The organism is Ruminococcus sp. AM26-12LB (genome assembly GCF_003480785.1).
Classification (GTDB): domain Bacteria; phylum Bacillota; class Clostridia; order Lachnospirales; family Lachnospiraceae; genus Blautia_A; species Blautia_A fusiformis.
Genome location: NZ_QUJX01000003.1, coordinates 64,251 through 82,218 on the forward strand (window position 1 = coordinate 64,251; position 17,968 = coordinate 82,218).

Genomic DNA, 17,968 nt, shown 5'->3' on the forward strand with positions numbered 1-17,968 from the left:
GAGTATGTCTGCTTTGAAAGTAAAAAGAACAGAAAGGCAAGAATTTTATGCGTTTTTTAAATGAATTACATGAGGGAGACAGAGTAAACGGGATCTATCTCTGCAAACAGAAACAGGCAGCTACAACGAAGAATGGCAAGCCCTATGAGAATCTGATCCTTCAGGATAAAACAGGTGTGATCGATGGTAAGATCTGGGATCCCAATTCTCTGGGAATTGATGAGTTTGATACTCTTGATTACATTGAGATCATGGGAGATGTGACAAGCTTTGCAGGCGCCATGCAGCTGAATATCAAGAGAGCACGCAAGGCAGGAGAAGGGGAGTATGATCCGGCAGATTATCTTCCTACCAGTGAGAACAGTGTGGATGATATGCAGAGCCAGCTACGAGAGCTTATCAACAGTGTGAAGAATCCCTATCTTTCCCAGCTTCTGAAGAAGCTCTTTGTGGAAGATCAGGAATTTATGAAGATATTTGAGGGACATTCTGCAGCGAAGACCGTACATCATGGCTTTATCGGCGGGCTGATGGAGCACACTCTTGGAGTGACCCGTCTCTGCGATTATATGGCGAATGCATATCCACTATTGAACCGAGATCTTCTGATCACAACCGCACTTCTTCATGATGTGGGCAAAACGAAGGAGCTTTCTGCTTTTCCGATGAATGATTATACAGATGAGGGACAGCTTCTTGGACATATTGTGATCGGGGCACAGATGGTGCATGATCTTGCAAAAGAGATCCCGGATTTTCCGGAGAAGCTTGAAAATCAGGTGATCCACTGTATTCTTGCACATCATGGTGAGCTTGAGTACGGTTCTCCCAAGAAACCGGCACTTGCAGAGGCAGTTGCCCTGAATCTGGCAGACAATACAGATGCAAGGATGGAGACACTGACAGAAATTTTTCACGCAGACAAAGGCAAAAAAGAATGGCTTGGTTTCAACCGGCTTTTTGAGTCCAATTTAAGAAGAACAGGAGATATTTAATACATGGAATTCCGTAAAAACGATATACTCACTTTAGATATAGAGGATTGCGGAGTTGACGGTGAAGGTATCGGGAAAGCCGATGGCTTCACCGTTTTTGTGAAAGACGCCGTGATCGGAGACCGGATCAAAGCCAAGATCATCAAGGCAAAAAAGAACTATGGCTATGGCCGCCTGATGGAGGTGATCACACCGTCTCCATACCGTGTGAAACCTGTCTGCTCTATTGCCCGCCAGTGCGGAGGATGCCAGCTTCAGGCATTATCCTACGAGCAGCAGCTGAAATTTAAAGAGAAAAAGGTTCGTGGACATCTGGAAAGAATCGGAGGTTTTCAGAATCTTGATATGGAACCGATCATGGGGATGGAAGACCCCTATCATTATCGAAACAAGGCACAGTTTCCGGTAGGAAAAAATAAAGACGGAAAGATCATCACAGGCTTTTATGCAGGAAGAACCCACTCCATCATTGATAACCGAGAATGTATTCTGGGAGTGAAACAGAATAAAGAGGTTTTGGACCGTGTGATCGGACACATGGAAAAATATCATGTACAGCCCTACGATGAGGCCACGGGAAAAGGTCTTGTACGTCATATTATGATTCGTTACGGCTTCCATACAGATGAGATGATGGTCTGTCTGATCTTAAACGGAGATAAGATCCCTGCAGAAAAGGCTCTTGTGGAATCACTCTGTGAAATTCCGGAAATGACCAGCATTACCATCAATGTTAATAAAAAACGGAACAATGTGATCCTGGGTGATCAGCTTCGCCTCCTTTGGGGACAGTCCTATATAACGGACAGCATCGGAGATATTTCCTATCAGATCTCTCCCCTGTCCTTTTTCCAGGTCAATCCCATCCAGACCGAAAAACTGTATGGAAAGGCTCTGGAGTACGCCGGCCTTACGGGAAATGAAACTGTCTGGGATCTGTACTGCGGAATCGGAACTATCTCCCTGTTCCTGGCCCAGAAAGCAAAATTCGTCCGCGGCGTGGAGATCGTACCACAGGCCATTGACAATGCAAGAGAGAATGCGAAGCTCAATGGCATTGAGAATGTAGAGTTTTTTGTCGGAAAAGCAGAGGAAGTGCTGCCGAGAGAGTATGAGAAGAATGGCGTTTATGCAGACGTTATCGTGGTAGACCCGCCACGGAAGGGCTGTGATGAGGTACTTCTGAATACGATCCTTAAAATGAAGCCGGAGAGGGTTGTGTATGTGAGCTGTGACAGTGCGACACTGGCGAGGGATCTGAAGGTGCTGTGTGCGGAGGATTATGAACTGGTGCGGGTTTCTACTACTGATATGTTTCCGCAGGGAGTCCATGTTGAGACTGTGTGTTTGCTGTCAAGAAAATAAAATCAAGTGCTGAAAAGCGGCGTATTTCCGGGCTTTTTGTAAGGTTGGTATCATCAGAGAAGCCTTGCGGAAAGCTCGGTTTTATTATATGGAAACATATCTACTTTTCGGTCTGATTGGAGAGAAATTGAGTACCGGAGAATAGCGGTAGGGTTTAGGCTGTGGATTAGATGTCAGAGGTTGTGTCACTAGGATTGTTGTCAGAGCCGACCGCAGTTTAAGCCACTCGATACTAAGGGGCAGACTTGGCAGTGGAATAGATAACAGGAGGATTTGAAAGATGATGGATAAAGATTATTTGTATCAGATTGATATTCGAGAATGGATAGAGAGAGGATTAGATGCTGACATAATGGTTCCTGTATCAGGAAATAAAATTGATAAAAAGTATGATATATACCTTCAGAGTTTTCTTCTTCCTTTGAATGAAGTTGAAAATGATATGGAAAATGATACATATAATGCACATACATTGATGCCTGGAATTACAGTTTACGGTTCTTGGGAGGATGATGAAAAGGTTTATCATCGTTGGGGAAATGACAATGGTTATGAACCACTTGTTATAAAAAGAGAATATAATGGCGTAGCTACAGATTCAATAGAAATTGTTGAAGAGTTTCGATTATTATTCAATCTGTATTTCAATTCACAAAAAAATGAATATATTGATGTTTCTAACGGTGAAGGAATTACCGTAGTGAAAATGAATGATAATGGGTATGTAACTATACATAAAAGATACTTAAAAACGTATCTAGCAGTAAAAGAAAAAGTATTGATGATACATATTGATAGCAGGTGCGTTTCTATCGATAATTCGGAAAAAATCAAGGAAGATGGATTGGTTTATAGAAATAGCGAAAACACAATTTTTTATGCACTTAATATCGGAAATACATCAACTGGACTAAAAAGGAAAAATTATTCCATCATTTATGCAAAAAATGTTGTCTCAGGTTGCAGTTTATGTGATAGTAATATTTGGCCGTATAATGAAGAAAAGACTTATGTTGATTTTATTATTGGTATAGATGAGAACGGAAAAGAAATACGCCATACTTGTAATCCGAAAGAATTAAACAACTACTTCGGGGCAAATCCAACAGCGCCGCACTATTTAACACCTGTATATTTTGACAGTGCAGTACTGAATAAGTATTATTCGAAACCTGAAATTTATAAAGTCGAAGATGGAATTATTCGATGTGGTGTATTGTGGTCATTGTATATTGATAATAGTAATTCAGATTATGTATCAGCTTATTTAGGTGATTTAGGAAGAGATTTACCAAGTGAAGCCGAGCAGCATTATTGGAGGGGATTTAACAAGTCGATTGGAGGAAAATTGAGCAAAACAAAAATAAAGAGAGATTTTATGTGTATTGCATCAGACTCAGAGTCTCCAGATTTTGTTTTTAAGAAAGCTTATACACGATTAAATAGAGTTTTCACTGAAAAGTATGGATGGCCTTTATTTTTATCATTAACAGAGCAGGATGCTTATAATTTTGAAATATTACGAGTTCCAGTAAATAATTCAATTACTGAGATGGATATGCTGGTTCTTTCTTTAGTCAAAATACTGATTGATTCTTTAAATGAAAAGAGCATTTCAAAACGGTTAACTGGTAATTACGAAAAACTTGTAGGTAGCATTTCAAAAATAGAAGCTTGGCTATGTGAAAGTAATATCGAAAACTATAATGAGCATATTAAGTTCTTGAGAAATCTACAGGAGTTACGTTCAAGTGGAACGGGACATCGTAAAGGAAAGGGATATCAAAAAATTACGAAAAAGCTTGATGTGAAAAAAGAAAACTATGCAGAAACCTTTTCCTGTTTGTTAAAAGATGCTACTAACTTTTTAACGTTCATGGAATTAAATATTGAAAATTTGAAATAAAATGAAAAGGCTCCCCATCACCGGGAATTATCCAGTGGTGGGGAGCCATTGTATATCTATAGAGTTATGCATCCACATCAATGCTGACGCCAGATTTCAATTCAACTATTATGCGGTCATCCCAGATGGTGATCTGCTTAATCCAGCGTCGCACCAGTGATTCATCGAATTCAGTAAGGAGGGCGGTCTGCTGTGAGATGTAATCCTGCAAGTCGTTAATTCTCTTTATCTGTTCATCCCTTGCGGCGGTATCGACAGTGGTTTTCTGACGAAGTTCTCGGAATCTGAAGATCTCATCCGCTATTTCGTCGTAGTCCTCTTTACTGTTGGCTTTTTGAATCAGCTCCTGTTGCAGGGCCATTAGCTTCTTGTCAATGCTGTCTATGGCTGTTACCTGTGAAGCTCGGATGACTGCGGCAATGTTAAGCTGGAGCTGTGCCTGATAGTTATTTTTGTCGCCGAGTAATTGATTGATGGCATTGACAACGGCATCCTGAAGAACCAGCTCATTGATGGTTCGAGCGTGGCATTCAAGTCCGGTGGATTCCAGCCTGCTGATGCAGCGCCAGACAATTGATTTGACGCCTCGATTGTTCCAGTGGAGTCTTCGGAACATTTCACCGCATTCGCCGAAAATGACGATTTGGGAGAAGCAGTGATTGCAACTGTAGCTTCGTTTTTTGCCATTGTCACTGGTTTTTACCACTCGTCTGCGGACAAGTTCTTCCTGTATCTGCTGGTAAATGTTCTTCGGAATAAGGGCTTCGTGATCGCCTTCTACATAGTATTGTGGAACAAGACCGTTATTTTTAACTCTGGTCTTGTTTAGAAAGTCTGTAGTGTAGGTCTTTTGAAGCAGGGCATCACCGATGTATTTCTCGTTTCGGAGAATTTTGTTGATGGTGCTTGTGTGCCACTTTTCCCCTCCGGCACCGGTAAGGATACCGTCACGCTCCAGGCCTGCAGCAATCTTGTCCATACTGAGACCTTCTAAATATTCTCGATAAATGCGCTTTACGATTTCTGCCTGTTCTGGATCGATGATGAGGTTGCCGTCCGCGTCTTTCGTGTATCCAAGAAAACGATTGTGGTTGATTTGTATTTTCCTTTTGTGATGATATGCTCTATCACCACGGTTCCGGCGGCTTGGCCCTGTCTCCAAAGTCGGGCGTTGGTCTGCTGATATAATTCCAGTGACCATGTCAGACCAAACCAGATAAGGGTGGAACCGCCAGCCTGTAGATTGAGTCCATGACCAGCAGATGCAGGATGAATGACTGCGACTGGTATCTTTCCAGCATTCCAGTCGGTGATGTCCTTGCTGGACTTTATTTCTCTCACATCAAAGCGCTTTTTGATTCGTGACACCTTCCAAGGAGAGTGGAAGCCCCATCGTGGCGGACCATATCATAGAGCAACGCCAGCTTTCCGGTTTCAGATATTCTCCGGTCGGATAACCTAAGAAACGAGAAAGACAGATGCGTTCAAAGGTAGCGTTGAAGGCCCACTTGATGACACATTCATCCTCTAGAGCAAGAAGGATTTCTTTTGGAATCTGTTCTCCGCAGGCAAGATCAATGACCTGAACGGGCTGGTTATCTACACTGTAGGCAAAGAGTAAGATTTCAAAATCAGGTGACTCTACATAGCGATATACTCCGGTTTTCTGAAGTGGCACATCGCTGTAGGTTTCAATATCGATACTAAGTGTTTTCATGAGATTGTCCTTTCTACAAAACAGGCAGCAGAGAAATCCCTGCCGCCTGCCTTGTTACTGTTTATCTTTATTGGATTTATATTTATTGATGTCACGACGAATGTGGTATACCGCATAACTAACAAGGTAAAAAATGATTTTTCCTACGTTGTAGATGATGAAGCCATATACCGCCGCAAAAAAGGTATAGGAGATGACATTAGCAATAAATAGATTTAAGATTTCTGCAAATTCATTCATAGGTTGTCTCCTTTTGTCAGAAAATGTGCTGGCGGCAGTGAGTTCCACCGCCAGCAGGTTGATAGATTACTTAAAGTCTTTCATGCGCTTTTCGTGGTATTCGAGGTCGCGCTTGTCTTTTTCCTGCTCACGCTTTTCACGTTTATGGTCGTTGATGATACTCTGAATCATAGAGATTGCAGTAGTGAGACCGACGCAAGCGAAGCAGCCGATACAGATGTTTACAAGAATTGTGCTAATCACGATTGTCTCCATAGTTTGCTACCTCCATTAGTCAAGAAAATCATCGTCGTTATCAGTTGCAAAGTCAGATTCAGCAGATGCCTTACCGCCAAGAGGCTCGCCATCATGAATCTTCTGCAAATTGTTAAGGCCACAGGCGATGCCTTTATTGCCAGAGCTGTTGAAAGCGTAAAAACTGATGCTGGCACGACCGTAGATTCCAGAGTAAACCTCAGAACGAGTGAGGATAGGATTGCGGTCTGCATCTACGATACCAGGTGCAGAGGTTGCATTTGCATTCACAAAGAAGCTGCCAGCGTATGCAGGATCGTCCGGTCTTTCAAGATCTCCGTCACGAAGAGGCGTCTTAAGTACAGAAAGAGCAGGTACGGATTTACCATTGCCCTTGAGCTTTGCTTCACCTTCACGGTATGCAGCCTCGATAGCAGCTTCAATCTTTGCAACAGTCTTTGTGTCGGATTTTGGGATAATCAGGCTGACACTATATTTCGGAGTGCCACCGTTGATGGATTTAGGTTCCCAGACGTTGGCATAGCTCCAACGTGTGTTAGGACCAGTGATAACCTTCATGGGATTTGTCATTTTTACATTTTTACTCATTGTCATATTCCTCCATAAATCATTTTTTGCTGTGTTCATTGCCGGGCGTTTATCGCTTTCCGGCACAAGAGTAGGTTTGCCTTGTGGCTTTTCAATATAGGCTGCAAGGAGTTCCTCGAAGCGAGATTTGCCGAGTAGCTTTTGCATAGCAGTGATACCAAGTAGCTTCTTTTCATAAGGGTCAAAACCAGCAGATTCGACAGCCTTTGATACAGCGGCTTCGTTGGTATATCTGCGATTAGAGCGACCTTCGACCAGCTTCCAACCGGTCCATTCTTTACCGCTGATTGCCTGCTGGAGTGCATACTCCTTGATGTCGTTGGCCCAGGAGACCAGCTCGTCGACACGGGAAAGAATGACTTCAATTTCTGAATCCGTAAGCAGTGGTGGCAGTTTGAAATCGTGCTGTGCGAGTAGAAGATTGGCTTCTGCTCTGGCCCGGCATTCATGCTTTGCCTTACAGAATCCGCACCATTCACCGCACAGGAAGTTTCCATCACTGGCAAAGGCGAGGTCTGCGGTAGGCTTCAGAACTTCATCGGCCCACTGATACAGGTCATCCTTACTGACTTCATAGGTAGAAACGTTCTGACGTCTGGGCTGGTAGATGGTCATGCTGACCGTATCGATGTCATAAATATCATCGAAAAGCTCCAGAGCGCCAAGAGCGTAGCATTTCATCTGTGGATTGTCTTCAGCGCAAACAAGTATTCCAAGACCGTGTTTGTAGTCAATCACATGCATAGTTCCATCGCTGATGAGAATAGCATCTGAGGTTCCGAAGCCTTGTTCCACCCAACGGGAAAAGTCCACTCGTTGTTCAATCAGAACAACTGGATCGGAGCAGGTCTGCTTGGCATCTTCCAAAAGCTCCATAATAAAGCTGGCGTACCCGGTGGCACAATCTTCCATTTCGGCGTTGTACCAGTCGAGACTTTTGGTTGGATCAGTAGCTTCCATGCCGAGAGCTTTAAGGAGCTTGTATTCACAAAGAGCGTGTGCGTCGGTACCTTCTGCAGCATAATCACTACCTTTATCCTCATAGGTTTCGCAGAGTCTTGCTGACGGTGGGCAGTGGAGCCAGCGGTCAGAAGATGATGCGGAGAGGATTGAATGTCCTTTAGGTGGCATATTAGAGCACCTCCACTTCCCTAAGCAGGGCTTCATAATGTTTCGGGTCTACGAGTGACAACTTGCTTGCACCGTACTTTTTAAGAAGCTCTCGAATTTCAGCTGTATGCCCGGCACGAGATTTATCAGCCAGAACAGCTCGAACTTCCTCAAGGGTCAATGCAGTTTTCGCAGGAGCAGCAGGGGCTTCTGCTTTTTCAGTAGCTTCGGATGCTCCTCCAAACTGCTGTGCGAGCCAGTTTGCTACATCGTTAATAGCAGCGGCGGCATTTCTCAGCTCTTCGATGGTCATAGCCATATCGCTCATTTTTGACATTTTCTGTTCCTCCTTCCTCGGATTGTCTGTGTGCGGCGATGATTCTGAGATTCTTCGCCATTCTTGCGGATACCTGACTGATTGCAGTGAGAGTAGCAATCACTTCTGCGTCAGTGCCGCTTCGGTTGTGAAAAGTCTGTTTCACGATGTTCACCTCGCTTTCTGTAGGTCGCTTTGTTTCGCCTTACACTACTCAATGGAGGTGAGATTGCCGTTTGGCCGAAAAAATATAAAAAAGTTTTTGAAAAGAAAAATCGTCCCCTAAAAAATCAGAGGACGACCATTCATATTAGATGTAGTCCTTAAGCTCGGAGCGGAGCTTCTGGAACAGCTTGTCCCTGCGATACACGAATGTATTACGAGAGAGGCCCATTTCCTTGCCGCAGTCACGTTCCGATTTTCCTTCCATAATAAGCTGGCAGATAAGACGGCCTTCCGGGTCCAGCTCGTTCAGCTTTGCGTAGAGGGCACGAAGAAGTTCTGCGTCCTCCATTAATTCAGCGATAGCTGCGGATTCATCCGGCATGTCATCAAGCCAGCTCTTTTCATTTCCTTCACCGTCGCTTACGGTGTTATCGAGAGAAAGCTGATCGCCAGCCTTGACATACGGACAGGTCATACAGTCCATGTCGCATAAATAGCGTTTGCTTGCAGGGCAGACACAACGGCCATGTTCCTGCTGGCGTTTACGGTAGGCGTTGATGTCACGGTAGTAGTTCGTGTAGAACTCCTTGTTTACGTCTACCCAGCTTTTGGATTCCTTGATGTAGATACGATACTGTTTGCTCTGATTGTCTTTGTTTGCCATAACATTTACCTCCTGTGATTGGCATAGATTTGTGACCAGTCACAGGTGGAAACAGAGATTTCAGGCATATTTCGCTGTAGAGTTTATTGTTCGTTCATACTCGCTACATTGAAAATAATGTCGAAAAGTGTTATGATGATTTAGTAGGGTTTGTTGGGGGTTGCTCTGGTTTATATTCATCAGATTCGACGGCCGACAAACATCAAAAAATCCCTGTGGCTTTTCACAGGGCTAGAAAATAGTAAGTTGAGTAGGCCTGCCATTCACAGTTGAGTAAGTTGAGTAGGTAAATTTGGTTAGAGGGACAATCAATGACAAAAAATGAAAATTTAAGACTGTGTGGCGGTACGTTTTTCACCTTGCTTTTAGAGGCTAGAAAGCAACTGCTGGGTGCAAATGAACACTACGCAGGAAAAAAAGATGGATTAACTGAATATGAAACTTTGATTGGTTTGGCCAGAGTGATACGTTCTGATTTAGCGACACCAATGCCGACTGAAATTAAAACAATTCAGGGTAACGCTTCAGAATATAAGAAATGTAAGAATGCAGGCGGAGGCTACTTCCCGTTCGGTGATAAAACGGCATTGAGAGTTTTTGACGAAAGAGTGAAGAACGAGTATGTGGATACATTGAGAAAAATGTGCCGCTTTGTGGATGACTTCATTGATGCTGGAGGAGATATAAAAAAAGACGAGCTACTCGTGAAAGCACTCGTCGAATTAATATCGTTGGATAATTGCATTGATGATAGCCAATCTTTCTATATCAAAGAAGATGGAACAACAGCGCAGAAAAAAGAACTCATAAATATGAAAGAAATTCCTTTGCAGTCATTTCTATTAGGTATATTTCATTATTCGGTATGTAGTGTTGATAATGTAGTTGGAGCTGAAACATTCGATTTCTGGTGTCCGTCTGCCGGTGGAGCAAAAAGGACTTACAAAGGAGATATTGGTGCCGATTGGCCAGTAGATATCAAACTCAGATACATTCAGCTTGAAGATTGTGACATAGCTGAGAATGATGCTAATGGCTCACCAGAAGATGTCATAGTTGAAGCGGACTGTGAAGATCCTCATCAGAACAAAGAAAAATCTAAACAGCAAATGGTTTTTAATTTCAACGTAACTGGAAATAACAATAGCTTCATTCAGCATGTCGATAGCATTACGAACAATTATTATGGAGGGCAGAAAAAAGATGGAGAATAAATTACAGCCATCACAACCGGGAGCTTTGCAAGCGCAAACACCGAATACGACATTTAATTTGCCCGGTAACAATAATACATTGGTAGCTCATACAGACGCTGTGAACAATACCTATAGCGTAATGATGGTGGGTGGGGCACCACCCATGCCGGGAAGCCCTAACGCAGTGCACACCATTACATTAAATACAGATTTCTATCACCTTCTGGTTGTTGGAGATGATGAATTAAATCCTCAGTACTGTCATTGCCTTGTTCGAAAGGACAGAGCAATAACGGAAAGTACCTCAAAAGAACTGAAAGCAGCTTATGCGGCTTTGCCAGAAGATGCAATATCGGTGCTGAAAACCTATCCGGCAATTATTGCGACTGAGAACCACACTTATGGGAAAACAGATGAAGACCACTATGCTGCGTATGGGTTGATTGTTGATGTAAAGATTCAGGACAATGGCATTAAAGTATATTATCAAATACTTAACTGGATACCACAGCAGAAAATAAATGAACTTCGGTTTGAACTCGGAATCGAAGGCTGCAGCGGAACGAATGAATTGAATCGTATGCACTGGGCAATAAAAAAGATAAATGCAGTAGAGGTATTAAGGGAAGCTGGGATACAAGTCTTTTCTTTATAAATACGCAACCACTCATCTGGAATCGAACATGGAGGAATAATATGAGTGCAGAATATGAAAACATGCAAGTTGAAAAATGGGTAAACCTTGAAGATGTAGCAGAACACCTAAGTTTGAGTCAGGATACAGTCCGTACTTGGATAAAAGAAGGAAAATTACCTGTATATAAAGCTGGAAAACGATATAAATTCAAAATCTCTGAAGTTGACGAATGGGTCAGAGAAGGAAAAATTAAAGAATAGAAGCAGGAGGTAGATTTGCATATGAACCCTAAAATGAAATCAGCAATAGAAAAAATAACGTTAAACGATGCCACATTTTCCAATGAGGTTATAGAACCGACGTATGTAAATTTCTTCTATGGGAAGAATGGTGCAGGCAAATCTACCATTGCACGAACGTTTAAGGCAAACGATGAGCGTTTACAGTGGCAAGCTGGGAAGGCATCAACTGACTATGATGTTCTTGTGTATGATACAGATTTTATAAATGCTAACTTGCGTAACTATGGAAATCTTGCTGGTGTATTCACCGTAAATGAAACTAATATTGCTATTCAAGAGCAGGTTGATACACTCAATGCAGAACGCAAGAAAATGGGTGAGGAATATAACGGACATAAGGCCGCTATAGACCAGAAAACAGCGGATAAGAATACCGCTTTATCGACATTTCAATCAGACTGCTGGAGCAAGAGTGCGGAAGCCAGAACACTATTCGATGAAGCTATTAAGGGTAAGAAAAAAGCTGCATTATTCGCTCAAGAAATTTTAGCAATTACGCCGGTTGCTCATGATGTTGAAGATTTAAAAACTCTATATGGGACCGTTTTTTCTGGCGATGCACAGCAGTACAACATGCTGTCTAAGGCAGGTAAAGTTACCTATGCATCCCTGCCGGGATATGAATTGATGGGAAAACCAATCTCCAGCAGCAGTGATACGGACTTTGCAAAATTTATTAAAGCCCTAAAAGCTACTGATTGGGTGCGAAGTGGTCATACTCATTTTGCTGGCCAGACAGACGGAAAATGCCCATATTGCCAGCAAAAACTCCCGTCTAACTTTGATAAAGAAATAGCTGCATGCTTTGATGCACAGTATCAAGATGACATCTCTGCGATTAATGCTTTTCAAAGAACATATGAATCAGAGATGGATTCCGTTGTAGCAACGCTGGAGGGCAATGTATCTGCTGCTATGCCGGAATTAGACTTGTCAGAATATGAAGTAAAAGTTCAGCTTCTTGTGGATGCGATAACCATTAATAAACAGAGAATTGCAGCAAAGATTAAAGAGCCGACATCCATTGCTTCCTTAGAAGATACTGATAGTTTGCTCATTGAGATTGGCACTCTGATTGATGGCTTTAATAAGAAAATCAAAGAAAATAACGAGATAGTCAGAGACCTCAAAACAAAGAAGGTTCTATGCAAAAAGCAGGTGTGGGAGTATCTTGCAGAGCTTTTGAAAGCTGATGTAGCTGCGTACAACAAAGCACTGTCTGATTTGGACACTGAAATAAAAGCATTGAAAGATAAAATGGAACAGTTAAAAAAGGATGCTACTGCCAAGAAGAAAGAGGCCAATGAACTAAACAAACAGATTGTGAATACTGAGGCCACTATCGATAGCATCAATGTTCTGCTTGATAATTCTGGTTTTGAAGGTTTCCATCTTCGTGCAAAGGACGGAGTAGCAAATACATATGAGGTTATTCGGCCGGATGGAACTGTTGCAGAAAAACTGAGCGAAGGTGAAAGAAACTTTATTGCATTCTTGTATTACTATCACCTTGTGAAAGGAAGCCTTAATAGTGAAGCTGTAAAAGATAAAATTGTTGTTATTGATGACCCGGTATCCAGTATGGATAGTGGAGCATTGTTCATCGTCAGTGCTCTGGTCAGAGAGATGATTGAGGTTTGTTACAACAATACGGACTATCGAAGCCATAAAGTCGACGGCGACTATATTAAGCAGATTTTCATTCTGACTCACAATGTTTATTTCCATAAGGAAATTACGCATCACCAAGCAAAGAGATATCACAGCGTTTCGTTCTATATGATTCGTAAGATAGAAAACATTTCTTCAGTTAAACTTTGTGTGCGTCAGAGTCAGAGAGTACCTACCGAGCAAGAGAACTATAATCCAATTCAAAACTCGTATGCTGCTCTGTGGGATGAATATAAGGAACTGAAAACAGCAAATACGGTGAAGAATGTAATCCGACATATTCTTGAATACTACTTTATTCAGATATGTGGCTACGAAGGAAACGACCTTCACAAGATTGTTCTGGAACAGAATAAGCTGTTGTTTGTGGATGAAGTGGAAGGACAGAAGCCTAATTATGACCGATACAACCTTGCTTCAAGCATGCTCACATATATGAACGACGGCCCAGCTGTTATAAGTGATGGCTTCAACTATATTGATGATGGCAGTGATGTGGAACAGTGCAAAAAAGTGTTTGAGTTGATTTTCACTGCCATGCATCAGGAACAGCACTATAAGATGATGATGGGAATCGAGGACTAAGTCCCGATTTTTGGACACTTAAACATATAAAATTAACAATGACTAGGGTTAGGAAGCTCTTAGTCTGATTGGAGGAAAATATAATGGCACAAAAGCAGACTATCGATGCAATGTGGGACGATAGCCCTATCGATGTATCAACAGAGGTGAATTTTATCTGGTCTATTGCAAATAAGCTGCGTGGTACATACCAGAGTGATAAATATAAAGATGTAATCATTCCGATGGTTATCATCAGACGTTTTGAGTGTGCGCTGGAACCTACCAAAGACAAGGTGGTTGCACAGTTTAAAGCAAACCCAAATTACCCGGCAAAAGCTATGTATCGTATTTCGGGGTTTCAGTTCTACAATACTAGTGAATTTACACTTGCAGAATTGATTAATGATGCCGACAATTTAGCAGCCAACTTTAAAGCGTATCTTCAGAGTTTTTCTCCTAATGTGCAGGAGATTATTGTGTCTGCTGAGAAAGGTTTGGACTTTTATAAGCAAATTGACAAGATGGATAAAAACGATCGCCTGTTAAGTGTCGTCAAAGCATTTTCAGAATTGGATTTGAATCCTCGCACGATTGATAACGTAAAGATGGGATACATTTTCGAGGATTTAATTCGTAGATTCTCTGAAAACGCTGAGGCTGGTGATCATTACACTGGACGAGATATCATTAAATTGATGGTAAATATTTTGTTAGCTGAAGGCTGTGACGATATCTTTGACGACGGAAAAGTAATTACAGTTTTGGATCAAGCATGTGGTACAGGTGGTATGCTCTCCACAAGCTATAACTTCATTAAGAGATATAATCCTACTGCAGATGTTCGTCTTTTTGGGCAGGAAATCAATCCGGAATCTTATGCTATCTGTCTTGCAGAAATGCTCATCAAAGGTCAGAATGCAGAGAATATCTGCTATCAGGACACTATGAAGAAAGATCGATTTGCTGAAACCAAGATGCGCTTTGTTATTGAAAATCCGCCATTTGGTACTCCGTGGGGAGGTAAAGATGCAGCTGAAGGTGTAGAAAAAGCAGTTAATGATGAATATGCAAAGGGATTTGAAGGCCGTTGGGGTGCTGGGCTCCCTGGTTCCGGCGATATGCAGATGCTGTTTTTGCAATCTGCTATTGACAAAATGGATGATAACTTTGGTCGTGCTGCTATTATTGAAAATGGTAGTCCATTATTTTCAGGTGGTACAGCTTCTGGCGAAAGCCAAATTCGTCGTTGGATGTTAGAAAACGATTTAATCGAAGCAATTATTGCATTGCCAACAGATCTGTTTTACAACACGGGCATAGCTACATATATCTGGGTGCTTTCAAAAAATAAACGTGCTGAGCGCAAGGGCAAGATTCAGTTGATAGATGCTTCGTCCTTCTTCCACAAACTGCGCAAGGCTCTGGGTGATAAGAAAAATGAAATATCTCCGGAAGACCGCAGCACCGTAACGAAGCTCTATGCAGAATTTGCAGAAAACGAGTACTGCAAGATTTACGACAACGAGGAGTTCATTTACCGTGAGTACACGGTTATGCAGCCTCTTCAGCGTAGCTATGCCATTACAGAGGAGCGTATCGAAGCTATGCTGTCTAAGGGTGCGCTTTCTTCTCTCTATGATCAGGCTAAGGTTAATGAATTGGAGAATGCTGAAGAACTAACTGGCAAAGAACAGAAAAAATTGGAATCATTCCAAAACAATCAGGCCTTATACGATGAGATTATTACTACATTGAAAGCTGTCACTTCAGAACAAGTATATAATTCACCGACTGAGTTTATGCCTGTACTGACTAAGGCACTTGCTTCGGCAACATCTGATAAAAAATTGCTCGACAAGATTGCTAATGGCCTCTCTATTATGGATAAGAATGCAGAAATTCAACGTGACCGCAAGGGAAGGATTATTTACGACAAAGAAACCAAGGACACCGAACTGGTGAAATGGGAGGAAAGCATCGAAGATTATATGGCACGTGAGGTTTTGCCTCATATCCCGGATGCCGCCGCTTTCTTTGAGGAAGATCTTGGAAAGAAAAAACCTGTCATCAAGACCGGTGCTGAAATCCCATTCACGCGGTATTTCTACAAATATCAGGCATCAACGCCAAGTGAAGAGCTGGAAACAAAGTTTATGGAACTGGAATTTTCGGTTTCAAAGCGTGTGGCAAAGCTGTTTGAGTAAGGTGGTGCTGATATGAGAGAAATGAAAGCGAGTGGAATCTCTTGGTTGGGAGAGCTTCCCTCCAATTGGGAACTAAGAAAAATAAAATACTGTTTGCAAGAACGAGTTGAGAAAAATAATCCTGTTAGGACAACAGAAATTCTTTCGTTGACTGCTAAACAAGGCGTCATTCCATACGATCAAAAAGAAGGTGGAGGAAACAAACCTAAAGAGGATGTGAGTGCATACAGACTGGCTTATCCTGGGGATATCGTAATGAATAGCATGAATATATTGTCTGGCTCTGTGGGGCTGTCGCAATATTTTGGTTGTGTTAGTCCTGTTTATTATATGCTTCGCCCTTGGAATGCAAAGGAAGATGTACGCTACTATAACTATATCTTTCAGACAACGATGTTTCAACGCAGTTTGTTTGGACTTGGAAATGGCATTCTTATTAAAGAATCTGGAAATGGAAAATTGAATACAATTCGAATGCGCATTCCGATGGATAAGTTTGGCGGCCTTTTTATACCGGTTGCTCCAACAGGTGAGCAGCACCGCATTGCCGATTTTCTCGATGCTAAATGCGCTGAAATTGATGTGCTGACCACCGACATTCAAACTCAGATCGACACGCTGGAGCAGTACAAGCGGTCTGTTATCACCGAAACTGTCACCAAAGGACTGAATCCCGATGCCGAGATGAAGGACAGCGGGATTCAATGGATTGGCAATATGCCTTCACATTGGGAGGTTATTCGTGGCAAGTACATTCTACGATATATGCAGAAGCCGGTGCGTGATGATGATGGTGTAATAACCTGTTTCCGCGATGGTGAGGTAACCCTGAGAAGCAATCGACGTGAAGATGGTTTTACGATGTCTGATAAAGAAATCGGTTATCAAGGCATTGATATCGGTGATCTGGTTGTACATGGTATGGACGGCTTTGCAGGCGCTATTGGCATTTCTGATTCAAGAGGCAAGGCGTCACCTGTGCTTAATGTTTTAGATACCAACCAAAACAAGCGATACATTATGTACTATCTTCGTAGCATGGCGTACAGTGATGTATTCCTTGCACTGGCAACCGGAATTCGAGTTCGTTCTTGTGATTTGCGTTGGAACAAGTTAGCGGATCTTTCATATCCTGTTCCACCGCTGGATGAACAAAAAGCGATTGTTGAACATGTCGATGCAGTGCTTGCAAAGGCGGATGATGTTATCTCTGATAAGAAAGAGCAGCTTGCAACACTTGACGAATATAAGAAATCACTCATCTTTGAGTATGTAACTGGGAAGAAGGAGGTTGTCTAATGGCTACTTTTGAAGAACAACTTAATAATCTGCTAGAAAGGACTCATTCTATTAAAAGCCCAATTAATGCAGCGGCAATCGGTACGGATATAAACGAATATAATCGTCCGAGTGAAGTATGGATCAATGATGTAGAGATTTTTTACAATAATTATCTTAAAGAACATCCATTAGGCGACCGCATGAAAACAATTCTGTTTCATAGAAATCTGGATGCTTACAAAAATCTCGTTGGATGTTTGGAGAGCATCAGTAAGGACCAAGATTTTATAAATAAAATGAACGGAATTTCAATGGTTAGTGTACCAAAGTATCAGGCAAAAACCTTGCCTGAATTTGATGTGTTTATTTCCCATGCTAACAAGGACAAAGAAGATTTGATTGAAGAATTATATCAGTCATTAAACAAACTGGGGATTAAGATTTTTTATGATAAAGAGTCTTTGGAGTGGGGAGATAATTGGAAGGATCGTATTCTGAACGGCACGAAAAAAGCAGAGTTTGCAATTATCGTTATTTCGGAAAACTTCTTTGATCGAGAGTGGACCGAGCGTGAATTGAATGAGTTTTTAAATCGACAGAATAGAAATGGACAGAAGCTGATTCTTCCGATTTTGCACAACATTACGGTTTCACAGTTACAAGAAAAGTATCCATCTATAGCGGATATACAAGCGATTGACTCATCCAAGTATAGTTGCGACCAGATTGCTTTGCTTTTTGCACGTCAACTAATCAAACGGCTGAAAAGTGAGTAAGGAGGGATAATCA

General features: G+C 41.9%; 17 protein-coding genes and 3 pseudogenes. 10 read left to right on the top strand and 10 right to left on the bottom strand.

From position 1 onward, the window contains the following. Positions 1 to 47 precede the first annotated feature (47 nt). The 3 genes from DW694_RS02565 to DW694_RS02575 all read left to right on the top strand — a co-directional run bounded on the left by DW694_RS02565 (position 48) and on the right by DW694_RS02575 (position 4,266). Positions 48 to 995: an HD domain-containing protein gene (locus DW694_RS02565; RefSeq protein ID WP_015524370.1), complete on the top strand. Its 948-nt coding sequence runs from the start codon at positions 48 to 50 to the stop codon at positions 993 to 995. A gap of 3 nt (positions 996 to 998) precedes the next feature. Beyond that, positions 999 to 2,360 (top strand): 23S rRNA (uracil(1939)-C(5))-methyltransferase RlmD, encoded by a 1,362-nt coding sequence (rlmD, locus tag DW694_RS02570; protein ID WP_118752502.1) that lies wholly within the window; start codon positions 999 to 1,001, stop codon positions 2,358 to 2,360. A 280-nt stretch (positions 2,361 to 2,640) separates the two neighbouring features. Further along, positions 2,641 to 4,266: a hypothetical protein gene (locus DW694_RS02575; RefSeq protein WP_110103442.1), complete on the top strand. Its 1,626-nt coding sequence runs from the start codon at positions 2,641 to 2,643 to the stop codon at positions 4,264 to 4,266. Between the two features lie 64 nt (positions 4,267 to 4,330). Here DW694_RS02575 and DW694_RS02580 read toward each other — a convergent pair whose 3' ends face one another. The 10 genes and pseudogenes from DW694_RS02580 to DW694_RS02615 form a co-directional block, all read right to left on the bottom strand. Beyond that, a complete protein-coding gene (locus DW694_RS02580; RefSeq protein ID WP_243269366.1) occupies positions 4,331 to 5,245 on the bottom strand; it encodes a recombinase family protein in 915 nt (304 codons plus the stop codon). 35 nt (positions 5,246 to 5,280) lie between these two features. Further along, positions 5,281 to 5,628, bottom strand: a pseudogene (locus DW694_RS17100) (ATP-dependent helicase); the annotation flags it as partial. Position 5,629: 1 nt separating this feature from the next. Beyond that, a pseudogene (locus tag DW694_RS02590) lies at positions 5,630 to 5,983 on the bottom strand (hypothetical protein); the annotation flags it as partial. A gap of 54 nt (positions 5,984 to 6,037) precedes the next feature. Further along, entirely contained in the window at positions 6,038 to 6,223 is a 186-nt protein-coding gene (locus DW694_RS02595; protein WP_110103440.1) for a hypothetical protein, read from the bottom strand. 66 nt (positions 6,224 to 6,289) lie between these two features. Further along, entirely contained in the window at positions 6,290 to 6,478 is a 189-nt protein-coding gene (locus tag DW694_RS02600; RefSeq protein ID WP_015524375.1) for a hypothetical protein, read from the bottom strand. 15 nt (positions 6,479 to 6,493) lie between these two features. Continuing rightward, a complete protein-coding gene (locus tag DW694_RS17040; RefSeq protein WP_173740051.1) occupies positions 6,494 to 7,066 on the bottom strand; it encodes a DUF2815 family protein in 573 nt (190 codons plus the stop codon). A gap of 18 nt (positions 7,067 to 7,084) precedes the next feature. Next, positions 7,085 to 8,197, bottom strand: a pseudogene (locus DW694_RS02605) (DUF2800 domain-containing protein); the annotation flags it as partial. 1 nt (position 8,198) lies between these two features. After that, complete coding sequence (locus DW694_RS02610) at positions 8,199 to 8,513, bottom strand: DNA ligase (RefSeq protein ID WP_110103439.1); 315 nt, start codon at positions 8,511 to 8,513, stop codon at positions 8,199 to 8,201. After that, a complete protein-coding gene (locus tag DW694_RS16815; protein ID WP_146207156.1) occupies positions 8,449 to 8,658 on the bottom strand; it encodes a hypothetical protein in 210 nt (69 codons plus the stop codon). The genes DW694_RS02610 and DW694_RS16815 overlap by 65 nt, the downstream gene beginning before the upstream one ends. A gap of 144 nt (positions 8,659 to 8,802) precedes the next feature. Beyond that, on the bottom strand, positions 8,803 to 9,321 hold the full coding sequence (locus DW694_RS02615; RefSeq protein ID WP_110103438.1) for a hypothetical protein: 519 nt from the start codon (positions 9,319 to 9,321) through the stop codon (positions 8,803 to 8,805). A gap of 311 nt (positions 9,322 to 9,632) precedes the next feature. On the opposite strand from DW694_RS02615, the gene DW694_RS02620 reads away from it, so the two are divergent. The 7 genes from DW694_RS02620 (at position 9,633) to DW694_RS02650 (ending at position 17,955) form a co-directional block, all read left to right on the top strand. Next, a complete protein-coding gene (locus DW694_RS02620; protein WP_110103437.1) occupies positions 9,633 to 10,535 on the top strand; it encodes a hypothetical protein in 903 nt (300 codons plus the stop codon). After that, a complete protein-coding gene (locus DW694_RS02625; RefSeq protein WP_118752505.1) occupies positions 10,525 to 11,172 on the top strand; it encodes a hypothetical protein in 648 nt (215 codons plus the stop codon). Before DW694_RS02620 ends, DW694_RS02625 begins: the two co-directional genes overlap by 11 nt. Positions 11,173 to 11,213: 41 nt before the next feature. Then, a complete protein-coding gene (locus DW694_RS02630) occupies positions 11,214 to 11,414 on the top strand; it encodes a helix-turn-helix domain-containing protein (protein WP_008976224.1) in 201 nt (66 codons plus the stop codon). A 21-nt stretch (positions 11,415 to 11,435) separates the two neighbouring features. Beyond that, complete coding sequence (locus DW694_RS02635) at positions 11,436 to 13,712, top strand: AAA family ATPase (protein ID WP_110103435.1); 2,277 nt, start codon at positions 11,436 to 11,438, stop codon at positions 13,710 to 13,712. An 83-nt stretch (positions 13,713 to 13,795) separates the two neighbouring features. Beyond that, positions 13,796 to 15,898, top strand: coding sequence for a class I SAM-dependent DNA methyltransferase (locus DW694_RS02640; protein WP_110103434.1), 2,103 nt, complete (start codon positions 13,796 to 13,798; stop codon positions 15,896 to 15,898). A gap of 12 nt (positions 15,899 to 15,910) precedes the next feature. Beyond that, entirely contained in the window at positions 15,911 to 17,197 is a 1,287-nt protein-coding gene (locus DW694_RS02645; RefSeq protein WP_110103433.1) for a restriction endonuclease subunit S, read from the top strand. Then, positions 17,197 to 17,955 carry a toll/interleukin-1 receptor domain-containing protein gene (locus DW694_RS02650; protein ID WP_110103432.1) on the top strand — a complete coding sequence of 253 codons (759 nt, stop codon included), beginning with the start codon at positions 17,197 to 17,199 and terminating at the stop codon, positions 17,953 to 17,955. The genes DW694_RS02645 and DW694_RS02650 overlap by 1 nt, the downstream gene beginning before the upstream one ends. The last annotated feature ends 13 nt before the right edge of the window (positions 17,956 to 17,968 follow it).